This is a genomic window from Pseudomonas sp. AU12215, from assembly GCF_001675465.2.
GTDB classification, from domain to species: Bacteria; Pseudomonadota; Gammaproteobacteria; order Pseudomonadales; family Pseudomonadaceae; genus Pseudomonas; species Pseudomonas nitroreducens.
Genome location: NZ_MACM02000005.1, coordinates 76,978 through 93,831 on the forward strand (window position 1 = coordinate 76,978; position 16,854 = coordinate 93,831).

Here is a 16,854-nt window from a genome sequence, read left to right on the forward strand (position 1 = left end):
CGAGGCAGCGGGGCGCCGGACCAGCGCGCGGTCATGCTATTGTCGCCGACCCTTGGTCGAACACCGTCGAACATGTCGCCTACCCGCCCCCTTCGCCTGCTGCTGATCTGCCTGCTCCTGCTGGCCGGGCTGGTGCTGTCGGTGTTCTGGGCAGGCGAGAAGGCGCGGCACCGCGCGCTGCTGGCCGAGGCGGAAACCGCCCATGAGCAGTTGGGCCTCTACGCCAGTTCCCTGCATACCCTGATCGAGCGTTTCCGCAGCATTCCCTCCGTGCTGGCGCTGGACCCGGAACTGCGCGCGGCCATGCGCGGCCCGCTGACGGACGAAGTGCAGCACCGGCTCAACCTCAAGCTGCAGGAAATCAACGGCGCGGCACGCTCGTCGACGCTGGAGCTGCTGGACCGCAGCGGCCTCGCCGTGGCCGCCAGCAACTGGAACCTGCCGACCAGCTACGTCGGCCACAACTACAGCTTTCGGCCGTACTTTCGCCAGACCATCGCCCAGGGCGCCGGGCGCTTCTACGCAGTCGGCGTGACCACCGGCATTCCCGGTTACTTCCTGTCCAACGCACTGCGTGACGACGCGGGCACCTTCCTCGGCGCCATCGTGGTCAAGCTGGAGTTTCCCGACCTCGAACGGCAGTGGAGCCAGACCCCGGACGTGGTGCTGGTGAGCGACAGCAAGGGCGTGGTGTTCCTCGCCAACCACCCGCGCTGGCGCTACCGCGAGCTGATGCCGCTGGACGCGGTGGCCCGCGCGGAACTGGCCGATACCCGCCAGTACCACCGGCAGCCGCTCAGCGCGTTGCCGCACCGGACGCTGGAAAGCCTCGGCGAGCATGCGCGCATGGTGCGTGTCGACGGCCAGGAAATCAGCGGCGACTACCTCTGGCAATCGGTCGGCCTGCCGGAAGAAGACTGGACCCTGCACCTGCTGCGCGACACCCGCGGCGTACAGTCGGACGTCACCAGCGCCCGCCTGGCCGCCGCCGGTGCGTGGATGGCACTGGTATTCCTCGTCCTCTGGCTGCAGCAGCGACGGCGCCTGGCCCGCCTGCGCCAGCGCAACCAGGAAGAACTGGAGCGCCTGGTCGAGCAGCGCACCGCCGCCCTGCGCACTGCCCAGGACGGCCTGGTGCAAGCTGCCAAGCTGGCGGCTCTGGGGCAGATGTCCGCCGCGCTGGCCCACGAAATCAACCAGCCGCTCACCGCCCAGCGCATGCAGCTGGCCAGCGTGCGCCTGCTGCTCGATGCCGGCCGCCAGGACGACGCCCGCGCCGCGCTGGTGCGCGTGGACGAGCTGCTCGAACGCATGGCCGCGCTGACCGGCCACCTGAAGACCTTCGCCCGCAAGACCCCCGGCGGCCTGCGCGAGCGCATCGAACTGGGCCACGTGGTCGAGCAGGCGCTGCAACTGCTGGCCGTGCGCATCCGTACCGAAGGCGTGGACATCCGCCAGGCGCTGGAATCACCGGCCTGGGTGCTGGGCGACGCGATCCGCCTGGAGCAGGTGCTGGTCAACCTGATCCGCAACGCCCTGGACGCAGTGGCCAACAGCGCCCAGCCACGCATCGAGCTGACTCTGCGCCGCGACGGCGAGCACTGGTGCCTGGAAGTCGCCGACAACGGACCGGGCATCGATGAGGCGCACCTGGCCAGCGTCTTCGACCCCTTCTTCACCACCAAGCCGGTGGGAGAAGGACTGGGCCTGGGGCTGGCGGTATCCTACGGCATCGTCCACGAACTCGGCGGGCGCCTCGGCGCCGCCAACCAGCCCTCCGGCGGCGCCGTATTCCGGCTCAGCCTGCCGGCCGCCAGCGAAGAATCCAGACCATGAGCGAGACCATTCTCTTCGTCGACGACGAAGCCGCCATCCGCGACGCCGTGCAGCAATGGCTGCAACTCTCCGGTTTCGAAGTGCGCCTGTGCAGCAGCGCCGACGAGTGCCTGAAAGGCGTCGCCCGCGAGCTTCCCGGCGTGGTCATCAGCGATGTACGCATGCCCGGCACCGACGGCCTGGCCCTGCTCGACCGCCTGCAGCAGCTCGACCGCGACCTGCCGGTGATCATGGTCACCGGCCACGGCGACGTGCCCATGGCGGTGCAGGCGATGCGCCAGGGCGCCTATGACTTCATCGAGAAACCCTTCACCCCCGAACGCCTGCTCGACAGCCTGCGCCGCGCCCTGGAGAAACGCCGGCTGGTGCAGGAGAACCGCCAGCTGCGCGAGCAGGCGGCGCTCAAGGACCAGATCGAATCCCGCCTGCTGGGCGTCTCGCGACCGATGGAAACCCTGCGCCGGCAGATCATGGCGCTGGCCGGTACGCCGGTGAACGTGCTGATCCGTGGCGACACCGGTAGCGGCAAGGAGCTGGTCGCGCGCTGCCTGCACGACTTCGGCCCGCGCGCCGGCAAGCCCTTCGTCGCACTGAACTGCGCGGCGATCCCCGAGCAGTTGTTCGAGACCGAACTGTTCGGCCACGAAAGCGGCGCCTTCACCGGCGCCCAGGGCAAGCGCATCGGCAAGCTGGAGCACTCCAACGGCGGCAGCCTGTTCCTCGACGAGATCGAAAGCATGCCGCTGGCCCAACAGGTCAAGCTGCTGCGCGTGCTGCAGGAACAGCAGCTGGAACGCCTGGGTTCGAACCAGAGCATCAAGGTCGACCTGCGGGTGATCGCCGCCACCAAGCCGGACCTGCTGGAAGAGGCCCGCGCCGGGCGCTTCCGCGAGGACCTGGTGTATCGCCTGAATGTCGCCGAGCTGCGCCTGCCGCCCCTGCGCGAACGCCGCGAGGACATCCCGCTGCTGTTCGAGCACTACGCGCTGCTGGCCAGCGAGAAGTTCGGCCGCGAAGCTGCGCCGCTGTCGGCAACCCAACTGGCCCGCCTGCTCGCCCACGATTGGCCGGGCAACGTCCGCGAACTGGCCAACGCCGCCGAGCGCCACGTGCTCGGCCTGGACCGCGCCGAGCTACCGGAAGCGCCGGCCGGCAACGGCCTGTTCGAACGCATGGAAGCCTACGAGGCGCAGTGCATCCGCCAGGCGCTGGGCCAGTGCAAGGGCGACATCAAGGCGGTGATGGAGCTGCTCGGCCTGCCGCGCCGCACCCTCAACGAGAAGATGCAGCGCCACGGGCTGAGCCGTGGGGACTACCTGGGCGAGGACTGAGCCGGCAACGGCTCGGACTTCGTGCGCCGGGTCAACCAGAGGGCGCCTATGCAAGCCCAATGAACCAGCAGAAGCAACGGCCCGAGGATCGCGATTGACGCGACGAGGGGCAGACCGCTGGAAGCCTGCAGACGCATCACGGCTTCATGGAAAAAGACGTAGCCCAGCAGACCAAACATGGCGGTGATGCAAACCCAGCCGAAGAAAGTGCTTACGGCTGCGAGCAGAATTCGGCCCGTAGAATACCGGGGCAGCCATGGCGGAAGCTTCAGATAGACGCACGCCAGCACCACCGTGGCAGGAACCAGCCAGGACAGCATTTCCACTGCCAGCGCCCACTGCCCCACCTTGTTGAGCAGAAATACCCGCACCACACCCGACAGCGGCTTCGCGGCGAGTGCAGAAAATCCCAGCGCTACACCCAATGCAACGTGCACCCGCGGAATCGGCAACGGCTCTGTCAGACGCTGGCGCGCACAACGCGACCGGATGGCCGCCAACAGGATCCACAGAGGAACAAGGCAGAGCAGCAGGTGCGCCAACGTGCCGACAATCAGTACGGCCGGGATGACGAACATCGAGAAGTCACTGAGCTCGTTCAGCAGACGGGCGATCCCCTGGATCTTGCCCAGGAGGAATGCGCGGTACAACTCCATCGCAAGCGCCTGCAAGACCGCAAAGACTACTGCCAGTGTCACGAGGGGCATGAATTTTCGAATCCGATGGCGCTCGCGCTGTGCCTGCATGAACAGCACGACCACCGCTGCGCTGGCCACCAGCGAAGACAGCCAGGGCCCAAGCAAATCCGGTGCATCCGACAACAGCCGCATTATTGGGGCGCCTTCGCTCCAGCGTCGCAGTGTATCCAACAGCATGGCGCCCATGCCGACGAGAAACATCGCTGCCACCACGAGATATGGCTGCCAGAGCGCTGGCACGGAGGCCTCCGCCTCTTCCCCCAGTTCGGCCAGGGGGGTACTGAATGGGCTTTCCTGCACTTGTCGGGATCCTGAAAGTTTGCTGCTGATGACTATTGTGCCGGGCATCAGCAATCGACAGAGGGCTACCGGGGCGCGGCAGCCGCCATCTGCTCGGCGAAGAACCAGCCGGTACACCAGCGCGCCAGCGGCCAGAGCAGTGCGAGCAGCAGGATCGCTGGAGGCAGCAGGTAGAGCGGCAGGCTGCTGGAGTTCAGCGAGCTGTAGGCGGCGAAGGCCACCAGGACCGACGCCAGCACGATAGCGACCATCCATAACGCCAGCAGCACCAGCGCGCAGGCCAGCACGCGGCCGGCGGCGAAGCGCGAGAGCCGGGCGGGCAGGCGAGTCCGCACGGCCGTCATGACGATGGCGAAAGGCAGTACGCAACTCGACAGCATGAATACCGACTGCCAGCCGTCAGCGCCGCTGTACAGGTAGAGCACTCCGTAGCCCAGTGCCGTGACCAGCTTGTAGATCACCGCGGTGAAGCACAGCGCAACCGCCAACGCCACATGCCAGGACGGCAGCACGGCGGCCTGGCCCGGCGCCATCGGTTCACACCGTGAGCGCGCCAGGTGCAGGACCAGCCAGAGCGGCAGTAGGCAACCCAGGGCCAGGTTGATCAGCGAATTGACCTGGCCATACAGGGCTATCCAGAGGGTCCGGGAGCCCTGCTCGAAAGCCCACTGGTAGAAGGACACGCTCAGGTAGGACACGGCGGTGCTGACGACCATGGTGGCGATCAGATAGGCCACGCCGAAGCCTACCAACAGTCCGGCCAGCGGCTGGAAGCGTGCGATACCGTGGCGCTCGCGCTGGTAATGCACCAGCAGCAGGACTGCCGCGGCATAGAAAGCCAGCCCACCCAGCCAGTTCGCCAGCATGGTCGGCAAGTACTGAGGCAGGCGCTCGCGGTAGTTGCCCAGGTCGAAGATCCACTGCACGGCATTGCTGCCGAAGAACACCACGGCCGCGGCCACGATCATGGCGGCGACGAACTGCAGGGGCTCGCGGCCGACCGATGCCAAAGCGGCTTTCGGTGCGGTGAGCGGTGCCTGGGGTGTCGCAAAGGGATTGTCACTGGTCATCTCGGCATCCTTGTCGAATCCGGCCTGCGGCGCGGAGTGTGCCCAGCCTACCAGCCCGCCGGCTCTTTTCCACCGCGCATAAAAAAAGGCCGCTGATAGCAGCGGCCTTGAGACGGACGTCGATCTGGAGCAATCAAGAATCGGCGTCGGGAAGCTTGCCGGCGGTGAGGCCGGTAACAGCGCTGCTCGAAAGCCGCGCTGTTGGGTCAAGTATATTGACCGATCAGACAGGAATACAGATCACGGACGGGGAAAGACTGTTACAGCATCTGTAACAGTCATCTGGCAACCACCTGAAACGCGGGCAAAAAAAACGCCGCATATCGTATGCGGCGCAAGGTGTTGAGAAGCCCGGCTCACGCTCCGGACTTCCCGGGGGAAGCGGCCGATCAGGAATCGGCGTTGCTGCTGGCAGCGGCCTTGGCAGTCTGCTCGGCGGACTGGGCCTGCTGCTGGGCGATCACTGCTTCGTTGGCCTTGACCATCTTGTCGGTCATCAGGCGCGATTCTTCGGCGAAGCTCAGCTGAGTGAAGGACAGCGAGCAGACGGACAGCAGGGCAGCAACATAAAGCGAACGGGACATGACGGTGATCCTTTCTGAACACCCGATTGGTCGGGGTTGGAGAAAGGTTACGGCGCAACAGTGGGTAGAAAAATAGCTAGCTAACCAACAAAGCATTGCCTAAAAAGCAACAATCCGCGCCGATCGTCCGAGAACACCGATATAGAGCGGCTGCGACGATCTGCCGCGCCAGCGCCCAAGGTCCGAGATGGCCTTATGCCCAGTTGACGGGATCGTTGAGCGCTGCTTCGTCCTCTTCGAACATCTTCGGCAATTCCATCTTGAGGAACTCGACCCAGGTGCGGATCTTCGCGTCGAGGAAGCGTCGCGACGGGTACAGCGCGTAGATGTGCCTCACGTGCAAGCTGTGCCGGGGCAATACGCGCACCAGCGAGCGACGCCGCAGGGCGGGCGCGGCGACATAGCTGGGCAGCAGGCAGATGCCCATGCCGGCGGCAGCTGCGCCGGTCAGCGCCTCGGCAACGTTGACCATGAAGGTGTCGCGCGGGCGGATCACGCTCTCTTCATTGCCCTCCTCGAAGGCCCAGCCCTCGGGGAAGGTCGGGTCCTGCAGGCGCAGGCACTGGTGCTGGTGCAGGTCGGCGACGCTGGTCGGGGTGCCGCGCCGCTTGAGGTACTCGGGGCTGGCACAGAGCACGCTGTAGATAGTGCCCAGGGTCTGGGCGACGAACTCGGAGTCGGGCAGTTCGCGGTCGCGGGTGATCACCACGTCCTGGCCTTCCTCGAGGATGTCCGGCTGCCGCTGGGCCAGGGTCAGCTCGATGTAGACCTCGGGAAAGGATTCGCAGTAGCGCGAGATCAGCGGGATCAGGTGCTGCTGGCCAAGGCCGGTGAGCGAGTGCACGCGCAGCCGGCCGCGCGGCTTGAGGTGCGCGCCGCTGGCCTCGGCTTCCGCCTCTTCGACGTCGGCGAGGATTTCCCGGCAGCGCAGCAGGTAGCGCTCGCCGGTTTCGGTCAGCGCCAGGCGCCGTGTCGTGCGGTGCAGGAGGCGGGCTTCAAGTTGCGCTTCAAGGTCGGAAACCACGCGCGAGACCTGGGCGGTGGACAACCCCAGGGCGTTGGCGGCGGCGGTGAAACTGCCAGCATCCACCACCCGGACGAAAGCCCGCATCGCGTGAAGTACGTCCATCCTTCCCCCTGCTTATCCGTCTTGTAGGAGACGACGACAATTATTGTCCGCGCCGCAAAACTGAATCGCAGTATAGGGTCGTTTTTTAGCGATTGTTACCACGTATAGTGCCGGACAAGTCGCTGCAGCAACGTTGGGCATACCAGGCTCATCGTACGGCCGCCGATACACCAATCGACGGCCCTCTCCCCCGCGCATACCTGGCTGCAGCGACTGACTCTTTCTCCAGGGGCGGCCTTCTTAGGATGGCCGCCCTTTTTCGTTTCTGGCCAGCTGATTGGCAGGCGCAAGCCATTACACCGGGCAGAAGGCAGAACCTGTAGAAAAGCGTCTAGCGCGGCAGCGGGTAGAGGCGCTCGTCGAACTGCTCCAGGCGCACGAACTCCAGCGGTTGGTCGTTCTCCAGATTCTGCAGACGGTCCTGATACTGACGCAGGAAGTCCTGGCGCGCGTCGTTGCTGATGTAGGGCACATGCCAGGCCACGAACGGCGGCAGCACGCTCATGCCGGTGTAGGCCAGGGTGCCGCGCAGGATCGGCCGCAGCATATCTTCCAGCGGACCATGGATGGCGCCGTCGCCGAACATGTGGTCGCGCCCGCCGAGGGTCACGGTCACCAGCGCCTTCTTGCCGGCCAGGCCGCCCTGGTCGTAGAAGCGCTTGCCGCCGTAGCAGATGCCCGAGACCAGCACGCGGTCGAACCAGCCCTTGAGGATGGCCGGCGCGGAGAACCAGTAGATCGGGAAATTGAAGATCACCAGGTCGGCCCAGAGCAGCTTGTCCAGTTCGGCCTGGATGTCGGCGGCGATGGTTTTCGCCTTGGCGCCTTCGCGCTGTTCCAGGGCGTAGACCAGGTACTCGGGGTTGGCGCGGGCGCCGAAGTCGGCGGCGCTGGCCACCGGGTTCCAGTTCATCGCGTAGAGGTCGGAGACCTGCACTTCGTGGCCCTGGCCGCGGAGGGTTTCCTCGGCGAGCTGGTACAGCGCGGTGCTGAAGGATTGCGGTTCGTTGTGGGCGTGGACGATCAGTACGTTCATGTGGATTCCTGGCCGGAAAGGCAATTCTTGGCGGATCGGTGTGTTGGCTCGGCACCCTCTCCCCAGCCCTCTCCCTGAAGGGCGAGGGAGTATTCGTATTCATGCACCGTCTCCCGCCGGTCGCGCCGAAGCGCTTTTGCGCCCCTCTCCCGCTTGCGGGAGACGACTGCATGGCTGCAGGAGGTAGAGCGCAAAGCCGAGGGCTGGGGAGAGGGCGCTGTTCAGGCGCTCAGAGTTGAATGGCCTTGAGCTCGACGAACTCGTGCAAGCCCTGCTCACCCCATTCGCGGCCGTTGCCGGACTGCTTGTAGCCGCCGAAAGGCGCACGGTAGTTGAAGGCACCGCCGTTGACGAAGCATTGGCCGGCGCGCATCTGCCGCGCCAGGCGCAGGCCATCTTCGCGATCGCCCGCCCAGACGGCGCTGGACAGACCAAACGGCGAGTCGTTGGCGATAGCGATGGCTTCTGCTTCATCGACATAGGGAATCAGGCACAGCACCGGGCCGAAGATTTCCTCGCGGGCGATGCGCATCTGGTTGTTCACCCCGGCGAAGAGGGTCGGCTGCACATAGTGCCCGCGCTCCAGTTGCGCCGGGCGTTCGGCGCCGCCGCAGATCAGCTGCGCGCCCTCTTCCTGGCCGACGCGAAGGTAGTCGAGCACGGTGCGGCGCTGGCCACCCGAGCACATCGGGCCGAGGAAGCTGTCGGCGTCCAGCGGGTCGCCCATCTTCAGCGCAAGGGTTTCGGCGCGGGCGATTTCCACGGCTTCGGCATAGCGATGAGCCGGCAGCAGCATGCGCGTGAGTGCGGTGCAGGTCTGCCCGGAGTTGATCATCACGTCCTGCACGCCGTGGCGCACAGCGGCGGCGAGATCGGCATCGGCGGTGATCAGGAACGGCGACTTGCCGCCCAGCTCCAGGCACACGCGCTTGACCGTCGGCGCCGCGGCTTCGGAGACCTTGACGCCCGCGCCGGTGGAGCCGGTGAACGAGACCATGTCCACGTCCGGATGCCGTGCCAGCGCTTCGCCGACCTTGGAGCCGGGGCCGCTGACCAGGTTGAACACGCCGGCTGGCAGGCCGATGGCGTGGACCATGTCGGCCAGCAGGAAGGCGTGCAGCGGGGTGTCCTGACTCGGCTTGACCACCACGGTGCAGCCGGCGGCAAGCGCCGGGGCGAGCTTGCCGATCAGCTGGTGCAGCGGGTAGTTCCAGGGGTTGATGAAGGCGCAGACACCCACCGCTTCCTTGACGATCAGCGAGTTGCCGACCTCGCGCACTTCGTCCATGTGCGCGGCCATCGCGGCATAGCTTTCCAGGCCCTCGATCGGCCCGTCGACCTGTACCATGCGGCACCACTGCACCGGCATGCCCAGCTCGGCGGTGATCAGCGCGGCCATTTCGTCGGCGCGGTTCTTCAGTTGTTCGGCGAGGGCGCGGATGTAGCCGGCGCGCACGTGGGACGGCGTCTGCGACCAGGCCGGGAAGGCACGGCGGGCGGCGTCCACCGCGCGGTTCACGTCACCTTCGCCGCCCAGCGGCACGCGACCGACGCAGTCCTCGGTGGCGGGGTTCTGCACCTCGGCCACGCCCTGCCCTTGCGGCGCCACCCAGGCGCCATCGATGTAAAGCTGAGAACGATCACGCATAACGTTTCTCCTGGAGCAGTTCGGCGGCGCACAGGGCGATGCGGCGGCAGGCTTCGCGCAGCGGTTCGGCACCGAGCACCAGGCCCAGGCGGATGTGCCCGGCGGCGCTGGGGCCGAAGGCTTCGCCGGCCAGCACGGAGACTCCGTGGCGGTCCAGCAGCACATCAGCGAAGTCCTGGGCGGAGAGCCCGGTGGCGCGGATATCCACCATCACGAACATGCCGCCGTCCGGGCGCAGGGCGCGCACGCCGACGCAATCGGCCAGGCAGTCGAGCACCAGGTCGCGGCGCTGGCGGTAGGCCTCGCGCATGGCTTCCAGTTCCGGCAGTTTGGCTTCCAGCGCGGTGCAGGCGGCGTCCTGGATGAAGTCCGGCGAGCCGTAGAGCATGCACAGGGCGAGGTTTTCCAGGTGCGCGCAGAGCTCGCGCGGGCCGACCACCCAGCCCACGCGCCAGCCGGTCATGGCGTGGGATTTCGACAGGCTGTTGAGGGTCGCGGTGCGCTCGGCCATGCCCGGCAGGCTGGCGGGGCTGATGTGTTCGCCGTCGAACAGCAGCTCGCTGTAGACCTCGTCGGAGATCATCCACAGGTCATTGCTCACGCACAGCTCGGCGAGCTTTTCCCAGGTGGCGCGCGGCAGGCTGGCGCCGGAGGGGTTGTGCGGGCTGTTGATGGCCAGGGCGCGGGTGCGCGGGGTGATCAGCGCGGCGACGTCCTCGGCCTGCACGCGGAAGCCGTGCTCGGAACGCACCGACACCGGGATGACCTTGGCGCCGCAGGCACCGAACACCGCTTCGTAGGTGACGTACATCGGCTCGGCGACGATGACCTCGTCGCCCGGATTGAGCACGCACTGCGCGACGGCATACAGCGCGCACTGCGCACCGGCCAGCACGACCACGTCGTCGCTGGTGACCGCCTGGCCGCTGCGCTGGCTGTGGCGACGGGCGATGGCTTCGCGCAGCGCGCGCTTGCCGCGCACATCGGCGTAGTGGGTGTTGCCGGCCAGCAGGCTGTCGATGGCCGACTGCACGATGGGCACGGGAGTGTCGAAATCGGGGTCGCCCACCGACAGCAGCAGGATGTCGTCGCCCTGCTCCATGCGCGCCAGGGCGCGGTAGTGGATGTCCCAGGCGGCGGCGCCGTCGCCGGCGATGCGTTGGGTGAAGTTCGAGTAGCGCATGGTGTTCATCCTTCAAGGCGCCAGGGCCCAGGGGCCCCGGCGGGTGCAACAGGTCCTACTGGGCGCAGGCGTGTTTCAGCTCGATCAGCGTCACGCCCGGATGGGCGAAGCCGCTGCGCAGGTCGCGCTCCAGTTCGTCCAGGCTCTGCGGCTGGCGCATCTCGCAGCCGTAGGCGCGGCCGAGCAGGGCGAAGTCCGGGTTGCGCGGCAGGACGCCGATGGGCTCGATGTCCAGGCCGATCATGTCGTCGCGGATCTGCCCCAGCGCATCGTTGTTCCACAGCAGCACCACCAGCGGGCTGTCCAGTTCCTCGGTCGCGGTAGCCAGTTCCTGGGCGGTGTAGAGGAAGCCGCCGTCGCCCACCAGCACCAGGCCTGGGCGCTCCGGCGCACCGAACTTGGCGCCGATGCCGGCCGGTACGCCATAGCCCAAGGTGCCGTAGCCGGTGGGGTGCAGCCAGCCGCGCGGGGCCTTGCTCGGGTACAGATAGTTGGCGGTGTAGGCCAGCTGGGTCATGTCGCTGGCGATGAAGGCGTTGTCCGGCAGGACCTTGGCGATGCGCTGCAGGATCGACTGGTGGATACGTTGCAGCGGGGCGTGGCCGGCGTCGATCTGCGCGCGCAGTTCGGCGATGCGCGATTGTGCTTTCGCCGCGTCACGGTCTGCGCTCGGCAGTGCGGCGAGCAGGGCTTCGGCGGTCGCTTTCGAATCGCCCAGCAGCGCCACGGCGCTCGGGTAGAAGTCGTTGAACTTGCGTGAGTCGACGTCGACGCGGATCACTTCGCCGTTGACCGGCAGGCGGTCGCGCCAGAAGTCGGTGTCGGCCATCTCGGTGCCGATGGCGAGGACCACGTCGGCCTCGGCGATCATGTCCCAGCCGGCCTGGGTGCACAGGGTGGCGCCAGCGGATAGCGGCGCGTCCGGCGCCAGCAGGCCCTTGCCGGCGACGCTGGTGAACAGCGGCGCGGCCAGGCGCTCGCTCAGCGCAGCCAGGGCATCGGCGGCATGCAGCGCGCCGCCGCCGGCGATGATCATCGGGCGCTGGGCGGCCTTGAGTTTATCCACAGCCTGCGTCAAGGCTTCGCTGCTGGGCTGGCCACGGCCGGCGCGGCGCACGACTTCCTTGGTCCAGTCACGGGCAACCGGGTTGGCGAGCACGTCCAGCGGCACGGAGATGTGCACCGGGCGCGGACGCTCGCTGTCGAACACGGCGTAGGCGCGGGCGATCAATTCGGGCAGGTCTTCGGCGCTCAAGGCGACGGCGGAGAACGCGGTGATCGGCGCGGTCATGGCGCGCTGGTCCTGGGTCTCGTGCAGGCAGCCCCAGCCCTTGCCGAGGCTGGCGGTGTGGTTGACGCTGGAGATCACCAGCATCGGGATCGAGTCGGCATAGGCCTGGCCGATGGCGGTGGCGGCGTTGGTCACGCCCGGCCCGGTGATGATGAAGGCCACGCCCGGCTTGCCGCTGATGCGCGCGTAGCCGTCGGCCATGAAGCCGGCGCCCTGCTCGTGGCGCGTCAGCACGTGGCGGATGCCGCTGCCGGGCAGGCCACGGTACAGCTCCAGGGTGTGCACGCCGGGAATGCCGAACACGGTGTCGACGCCATAGTTGGCCAGCAGGCGCACCAGGGCCTGGCCGCCGGTGAGTTTCTTGTCGTTCTGCATGTTCACTCCTCGAAGCGTTCTTCGTAGAAACACGCCTGCCCGCGAACGCTCCTCGGTGGATTCGTTCGCGGGCAGCCCGTGCCTACAGGCAGGTCATTCAACGGTGCGGATCAACGCATCCACCGCCACGGCGCCCTCGGCGTCCGCCAGCAGCGGGTTCACGTCGAGTTCCAGCAGGTTGTCCACGTGTTCGCAGGCGTAGTCGGCCACCGCACGGATCGCCTCGACCAGCGCCTCCAGGTTCACCGCCGCGCGGCCACGGAAGCCGGTGAGCAGCGGCGCGCTGCGCAGGCTGAGCAAGGCGTCGCGGATCGCCGCGTCGGTGGTGGGCAGCAGCAGGCTGCGGCTGTCCTTGAGCAGCTCGACGAGGATGCCGCCGGCGCCCAGCACCAACGCCAGGCCGAAGCCGTTCTCGCGCTTGATGCCGACGATCAGCTCGGCCAGCGGCGGATTGGCCATGCGCTCCAGCAGCACCTGGTCGAACGGCACCGTGGGGGCGTGGCGGGCGATGTTCTCGCGCATGTCGAACAACGCGGCTTCCAGCGCCGCCTCGTTGCGCAGGTTGAGCGCCACGCCGCCGGCCTCGGTCTTGTGCGGCAGTTGCGCGCTGACCACTTTCAGCGCCAGCGGGAAGCCGACATCGGCGGCCGCTTCGCGGGCCTGGGTCGGCGTGCTCAGCGCGGCGCGCGGCAACGGCAGGCCGAAGGGTTTCAGCGCCTGCTTGGACTGCCACTCGTCCAGCAGACGACCTTCGCCTTCCAGCGTCTGCGGGCAGAGCGGCACCAGGGCGGCTTCGCCGCGGGTCAGCAGCGCTTCGCGACGCTGGCGGTAATGGGCGATGCGGCCCCAGGCGGCGAGGCCGTCTTCCACCCCTTGCAGCGCGGCGACGCCGTGGGAATGCAGCAGTTCGCGGGCATGTTTGGGCAGCAGCTCCGGCAACGCGGAGGCGATGAAGCCGACCTTGCCGTGGCGCTCCAGCGCGGCGCAGTACAGCTCCAGCAGCAGGTCGCACTGCGGGCGCTCGCCGGTTTCTTCGCCGGGGTAGTCGAGCACCAGCAGGGCGGCGTCGGCTTCCGTCTGCAGGGCGCTGTCGAGCATCTTCTCCAGCGCCGGGCCATCGCCCCAGATGGCGGTGGTAAAGTCCAGCGGGTTGGCGATATTGGCGTAGTCCGGCAGCACCTGCGCCAGTTCGGCGCGCTGTGCGTCGAGCAGCTTGGGCAGGCTCAGGCCATTGCGTTCGGCGTAGTCGGCGATCAGCCCGGCGTCGCCCCCGGAGCAGGCCAACGCGGCGAGGCTCGGGCCGGCCGGCAGGTTGCCGCAGGCGGCGGCCTTGAGGGTTTCGATGAAGCTCACCGGGCCGCTGACGCGGATCACGCCGAGGCGGTCGAACAGCGCGTCGTACAGCGCATCGGAGCCCGCCAGGGAGCTGGTGTGGCTGAGCGCGAGCTCGGCGCCGATCTCGGACACGCCGGTCTTCAGCGCAATCACCGGAATGCCTTTGTTCAACGCCTTGAAGGCGGCGCGGGCGAAGCCGGGGACGTTCTTCAGGCCTTCCAGGTGCAGGCCGATGGCGGTGACGCGCGGCTCGTCGAGCAGCACGTCCATCAGTTCGGCCACGCCCAGCTGCGCCTGGTTGCCCACCGAAGCCATGTAGGCGATGGGCAGCGAGCGGTCGCTCATGGACAGGTTGTAGGCGAAGTTGCCGCTCTGGGTCAGCACCGCCACGCCTTTCTCGACCATGTGCCCGCCGTGGGCCACCGGCCACAGCGCGGAGCCGTGCAGGTAGTCGAGCAGGCCGTAGCAGTTGGGGCCGAGCAGGGCCATGTCGCCGGCGGATTCGAGCAGGCGGCACTGCAGCGCTTCGCCTTCGGCGCCGGTCTCGGCGAAGCCGGAGGCGTAGCAGATGGCGCCGCCAGCATCTTTCGCGGCCAGCTCGGCGACGGCCTGCAGGGTCAGGTCGCGGTTGGTGGCGACGAACACCGCGTCCGGACCTTCGGGCAGTTCGGCGACGCTGCGCACGCAGGGCACGCCTTCGAGTTCGTCGTATTGCGGGTTGACCAGCCACATCGCACCGGGAAAGCCGCCTTCGGCGCAGCGCTTGAGCGCGCGCGCCATGCTGCGGCCACCGATGAAGGCGACGTGACGGGGGGCCAGCAGGCGCTGGAGGTTTTCGCGTTTCATGGCACGGGCCTCAGCGCAGCAGCGGACGCAGCAGTTCGCGGGAAATGATGTGGCGCTGGATTTCCGAGGTGCCTTCCCAGATGCGCTCGATGCGCGCGTTGCGCCAGATGCGTTCCACCGGGCCTTCGTCCATCAGGCCCATGCCGCCGAAGATCTGCACGGTCTCGTCGGCAACCTTGCCCAGCACTTCGCTGGCGAACAGCTTGGCCATGCCGGCTTCGCCGTCGGTCATGCTGCCGTGATCCATCTTCCAGGCGGTGTGCAGGGTCATCAGCTCGGCGGCGCGAATCTGCGTGGCCATGTCGGCGAGCTTGAAGGAGATGCCCTGGTAGCTGCCGATCGCCGCACCGAACTGCTTGCGGTCGGCCGACCATTGCAGCGCCAGGTCCAGCGCGCGCTGGGCCTGGCCGACGCAGTTGGCGGCGACCATCACACGGCCGGCGGTGAGCCAGGCGTTGGCCACTTCCCAGCCCTTGTCGACTTCGCCCAGGACCTGGGAGGCCGGCACGCGGCAGTCGTCGAAGAAGATTTCGTAGGTGTGGTAGCCCTTGTTGCTCACGCATTTCGGGCCGCGGCGCACGGTCATGCCGGCGGTGCCCTTGTCGACCAGGAAGGCGGTCACGGCGTTGCGCTTCTTGCCGTTGCGCTCGAAGGTGTCGGTCACCGCGAAGACGATGGCGAAGTCGGCGTGGCCGGCGTGGCTGATGAAGTGCTTGGAACCGTTGATCACGAAGTCCTCGCCGTCACGCACGGCGCGGGTCTTGATCGAGTTGGCGTCGGAGCCGGCGCCCGGCTCGGTGAGGGCGAAGCAGTCGATCTTCTCGCCCTGCACCACCGGCAGCAGGTAGTTCTGGATCTGCTCGCCCTTGCAGGCCATGAGGATCTTCGAGGGGCGCGCGACGAACACGTGCAGGGCCCAGGAGACCTTGGACAGTTCGCGCTCGACCAGCGCCTGGGACAGGTAGTCCAGGCCGCCGCCGCCGACTTCCTCGGGCATGTTGAAAGCGTAGAAGCCGGCCGCCAGGGCCTTGCCGCGAATCTTCGCGGCCAGTTCCGGGGACACCGCGTCGGCGCGGTCCACTTCTTCCTCGTAGGGCAGCAGCTCTTTCTCGACGAAAGCCTTGACCGCCTCGACGAGCATTTCCTGTTCTTGGGTCAGTTGGAAATCCATCACATCACCTGCAGCCGTCAGCGGCCTTTGAATTGGGGGGAGCGTTTCTCGGCCACGGCGCGCAGCGCCTCGGCGGCGTCTTCGCTGCGGCCGCAGAGCAAGCCGGCGGCCTGTTCGGCTTCCAGCTGCTGGGCCAGGGTGCGGCTGGCGCCTTCACGGATCAGGCGCTTGGTGTGGCCGAAGGCGTAGGTCGGGCCAGCGGCCAGGCGTGCGGCGAATTCGCCGACCTGAGCCTGCAATTGATCGTCAGCGACCACTTCGCCGACCAGGCCGGCGTTCAGCGCGCGCTCGGCGTTCCACAGTTCGTCGAGGAACAGCAGGCGCTTGGCCGCTTCGCCGCCGATCAGGCGCGGCAGGTGCCAACTGGCGCCGGCGTCCGGGCAGTAGGCCATGCCGGTGTAGCCGGCCTTGAAGCGGGCGGAGGCGCCGGCGATGCGGAAATCGCAGCACAGGGTCAGGTCCATCCCGGCGCCGACGGCGGTGCCGTTGACGGCGGCGATGGTCGGCTTGTCCAGGCTGTGCAGGCGGCGCATCAGGGCGTGGGCGGTTTCGGTCCAGCCGTAGGTTTCCAGCTCGCCGCGCGCCTCGGCCTCGGCCCATTCGGCGAGGTCGGCGCCGGCGCAGAAGCTGCGGCCTTCACCGCTGAGCACGATGACGCGCACGGCTTCGTCGGCCTCGTAAGCATCGAGCAGGGCCAGCAGGTTCTTGAGCGTGGGGACGTCGAGCGCGTTGCGCTGCTCGGGGCGGTTCAGGGTGATCCAGGCGATACCGTCCTGGACCCGGCTGAGCGGGGATGGCTGAGTCATGCTGCCCTCGTTCTTGTAGTCGTTGGCTGAGGCGGATGAAGCGTTGGAGGCAATACTAAACAAGTGTTCAGCAAGCTCGCAATCCACCCGAATGGGGGGCTTGTAACGTGCCGCCGAACGGCGGGAAGGCCGCGCGACGCGGGGGCTGAGGGGTTTCCACAGGGTTTTCCCCGAGAGCTTGTTACAACTTCGAACAAACGGCCCTGCGGGCCTTC

Annotated in this window: 13 protein-coding genes; 2 read left to right on the forward strand and 11 right to left on the reverse strand. The window is 67.5% G+C overall.

Annotation, left to right across the window (positions count from 1 at the left end; genetic code table 11):
* Positions 1 to 72 precede the first annotated feature (72 nt).
* Positions 73 to 1,836 (forward strand): ATP-binding protein, encoded by a 1,764-nt coding sequence (locus A9513_RS01185; protein WP_037012776.1) that lies wholly within the window; start codon positions 73 to 75, stop codon positions 1,834 to 1,836.
* Positions 1,833 to 3,167 carry a sigma-54 dependent transcriptional regulator gene (locus tag A9513_RS01190; protein ID WP_065083757.1) on the forward strand — a complete coding sequence of 445 codons (1,335 nt, stop codon included), beginning with the start codon at positions 1,833 to 1,835 and terminating at the stop codon, positions 3,165 to 3,167. Before A9513_RS01185 ends, A9513_RS01190 begins: the two co-directional genes overlap by 4 nt.
* Here the strand turns inward: A9513_RS01190 and A9513_RS01195 are convergent.
* The 11 genes from A9513_RS01195 to A9513_RS01245 form a co-directional block, all read right to left on the reverse strand.
* Positions 3,149 to 4,165 carry a hypothetical protein gene (locus A9513_RS01195; RefSeq protein ID WP_065083758.1) on the reverse strand — a complete coding sequence of 339 codons (1,017 nt, stop codon included), beginning with the start codon at positions 4,163 to 4,165 and terminating at the stop codon, positions 3,149 to 3,151. The genes A9513_RS01190 and A9513_RS01195 overlap by 19 nt on opposite strands.
* Positions 4,166 to 4,230: 65 nt before the next feature.
* Positions 4,231 to 5,235, reverse strand: a complete 1,005-nt coding sequence (locus A9513_RS01200; RefSeq protein ID WP_065083759.1) for a hypothetical protein — start codon at positions 5,233 to 5,235, stop codon at positions 4,231 to 4,233.
* A 389-nt stretch (positions 5,236 to 5,624) separates the two neighbouring features.
* Complete coding sequence (locus tag A9513_RS01205; RefSeq protein WP_024766827.1) at positions 5,625 to 5,819, reverse strand: hypothetical protein; 195 nt, start codon at positions 5,817 to 5,819, stop codon at positions 5,625 to 5,627.
* 193 nt (positions 5,820 to 6,012) lie between these two features.
* A complete protein-coding gene (locus tag A9513_RS01210; protein WP_037007681.1) occupies positions 6,013 to 6,948 on the reverse strand; it encodes a LysR family transcriptional regulator in 936 nt (311 codons plus the stop codon).
* Positions 6,949 to 7,279: 331 nt separating this feature from the next.
* On the reverse strand, positions 7,280 to 7,984 hold the full coding sequence (locus A9513_RS01215) for an NAD(P)H-dependent oxidoreductase (protein WP_038803440.1): 705 nt from the start codon (positions 7,982 to 7,984) through the stop codon (positions 7,280 to 7,282).
* Positions 7,985 to 8,213: 229 nt separating this feature from the next.
* Positions 8,214 to 9,632, reverse strand: coding sequence for an aldehyde dehydrogenase family protein (locus A9513_RS01220; protein WP_065083760.1), 1,419 nt, complete (start codon positions 9,630 to 9,632; stop codon positions 8,214 to 8,216).
* Entirely contained in the window at positions 9,625 to 10,815 is a 1,191-nt protein-coding gene (locus A9513_RS01225; RefSeq protein WP_065083761.1) for a pyridoxal phosphate-dependent aminotransferase, read from the reverse strand. Before A9513_RS01225 ends, A9513_RS01220 begins: the two co-directional genes overlap by 8 nt.
* Before the next feature lie 55 nt (positions 10,816 to 10,870).
* Positions 10,871 to 12,481, reverse strand: coding sequence for a 5-guanidino-2-oxopentanoate decarboxylase (locus A9513_RS01230; protein WP_065083762.1), 1,611 nt, complete (start codon positions 12,479 to 12,481; stop codon positions 10,871 to 10,873).
* Between the two features lie 93 nt (positions 12,482 to 12,574).
* Positions 12,575 to 14,662 carry an acetate--CoA ligase family protein gene (locus A9513_RS01235; protein WP_065083763.1) on the reverse strand — a complete coding sequence of 696 codons (2,088 nt, stop codon included), beginning with the start codon at positions 14,660 to 14,662 and terminating at the stop codon, positions 12,575 to 12,577.
* 10 nt (positions 14,663 to 14,672) lie between these two features.
* A complete protein-coding gene (locus A9513_RS01240; protein WP_065083764.1) occupies positions 14,673 to 15,833 on the reverse strand; it encodes an acyl-CoA dehydrogenase family protein in 1,161 nt (386 codons plus the stop codon).
* A 17-nt stretch (positions 15,834 to 15,850) separates the two neighbouring features.
* Positions 15,851 to 16,639 (reverse strand): enoyl-CoA hydratase/isomerase family protein, encoded by a 789-nt coding sequence (locus A9513_RS01245; RefSeq protein ID WP_065083765.1) that lies wholly within the window; start codon positions 16,637 to 16,639, stop codon positions 15,851 to 15,853.
* Positions 16,640 to 16,854: the final 215 nt, after the last annotated feature.

Bases quoted from the DNA above. Each gene is read 5' to 3' on its own strand.
- A9513_RS01185 (WP_037012776.1), top strand. From the start codon at position 73: ATGTCGCCTACCCGCCCCCTTCGCCTGCTGCTGATCTGCCTGCTCCTG.
- A9513_RS01190 (WP_065083757.1), top strand. From the start codon at position 1,833: ATGAGCGAGACCATTCTCTTCGTCGACGACGAAGCCGCCATCCGCGAC.
- A9513_RS01200 (WP_065083759.1), bottom strand. From the start codon at position 5,235: ATGACCAGTGACAATCCCTTTGCGACACCCCAGGCACCGCTCACCGCA.
- A9513_RS01205 (WP_024766827.1), bottom strand. From the start codon at position 5,819: ATGTCCCGTTCGCTTTATGTTGCTGCCCTGCTGTCCGTCTGCTCGCTG.
- A9513_RS01210 (WP_037007681.1), bottom strand. From the start codon at position 6,948: ATGGACGTACTTCACGCGATGCGGGCTTTCGTCCGGGTGGTGGATGCT.
- A9513_RS01215 (WP_038803440.1), bottom strand. From the start codon at position 7,984: ATGAACGTACTGATCGTCCACGCCCACAACGAACCGCAATCCTTCAGC.
- A9513_RS01220 (WP_065083760.1), bottom strand. From the start codon at position 9,632: ATGCGTGATCGTTCTCAGCTTTACATCGATGGCGCCTGGGTGGCGCCG.
- A9513_RS01225 (WP_065083761.1), bottom strand. From the start codon at position 10,815: ATGCGCTACTCGAACTTCACCCAACGCATCGCCGGCGACGGCGCCGCC.
- A9513_RS01230 (WP_065083762.1), bottom strand. From the start codon at position 12,481: ATGCAGAACGACAAGAAACTCACCGGCGGCCAGGCCCTGGTGCGCCTG.
- A9513_RS01235 (WP_065083763.1), bottom strand. From the start codon at position 14,662: ATGAAACGCGAAAACCTCCAGCGCCTGCTGGCCCCCCGTCACGTCGCC.
- A9513_RS01240 (WP_065083764.1), bottom strand. From the start codon at position 15,833: ATGGATTTCCAACTGACCCAAGAACAGGAAATGCTCGTCGAGGCGGTC.
- A9513_RS01245 (WP_065083765.1), bottom strand. From the start codon at position 16,639: ATGACTCAGCCATCCCCGCTCAGCCGGGTCCAGGACGGTATCGCCTGG.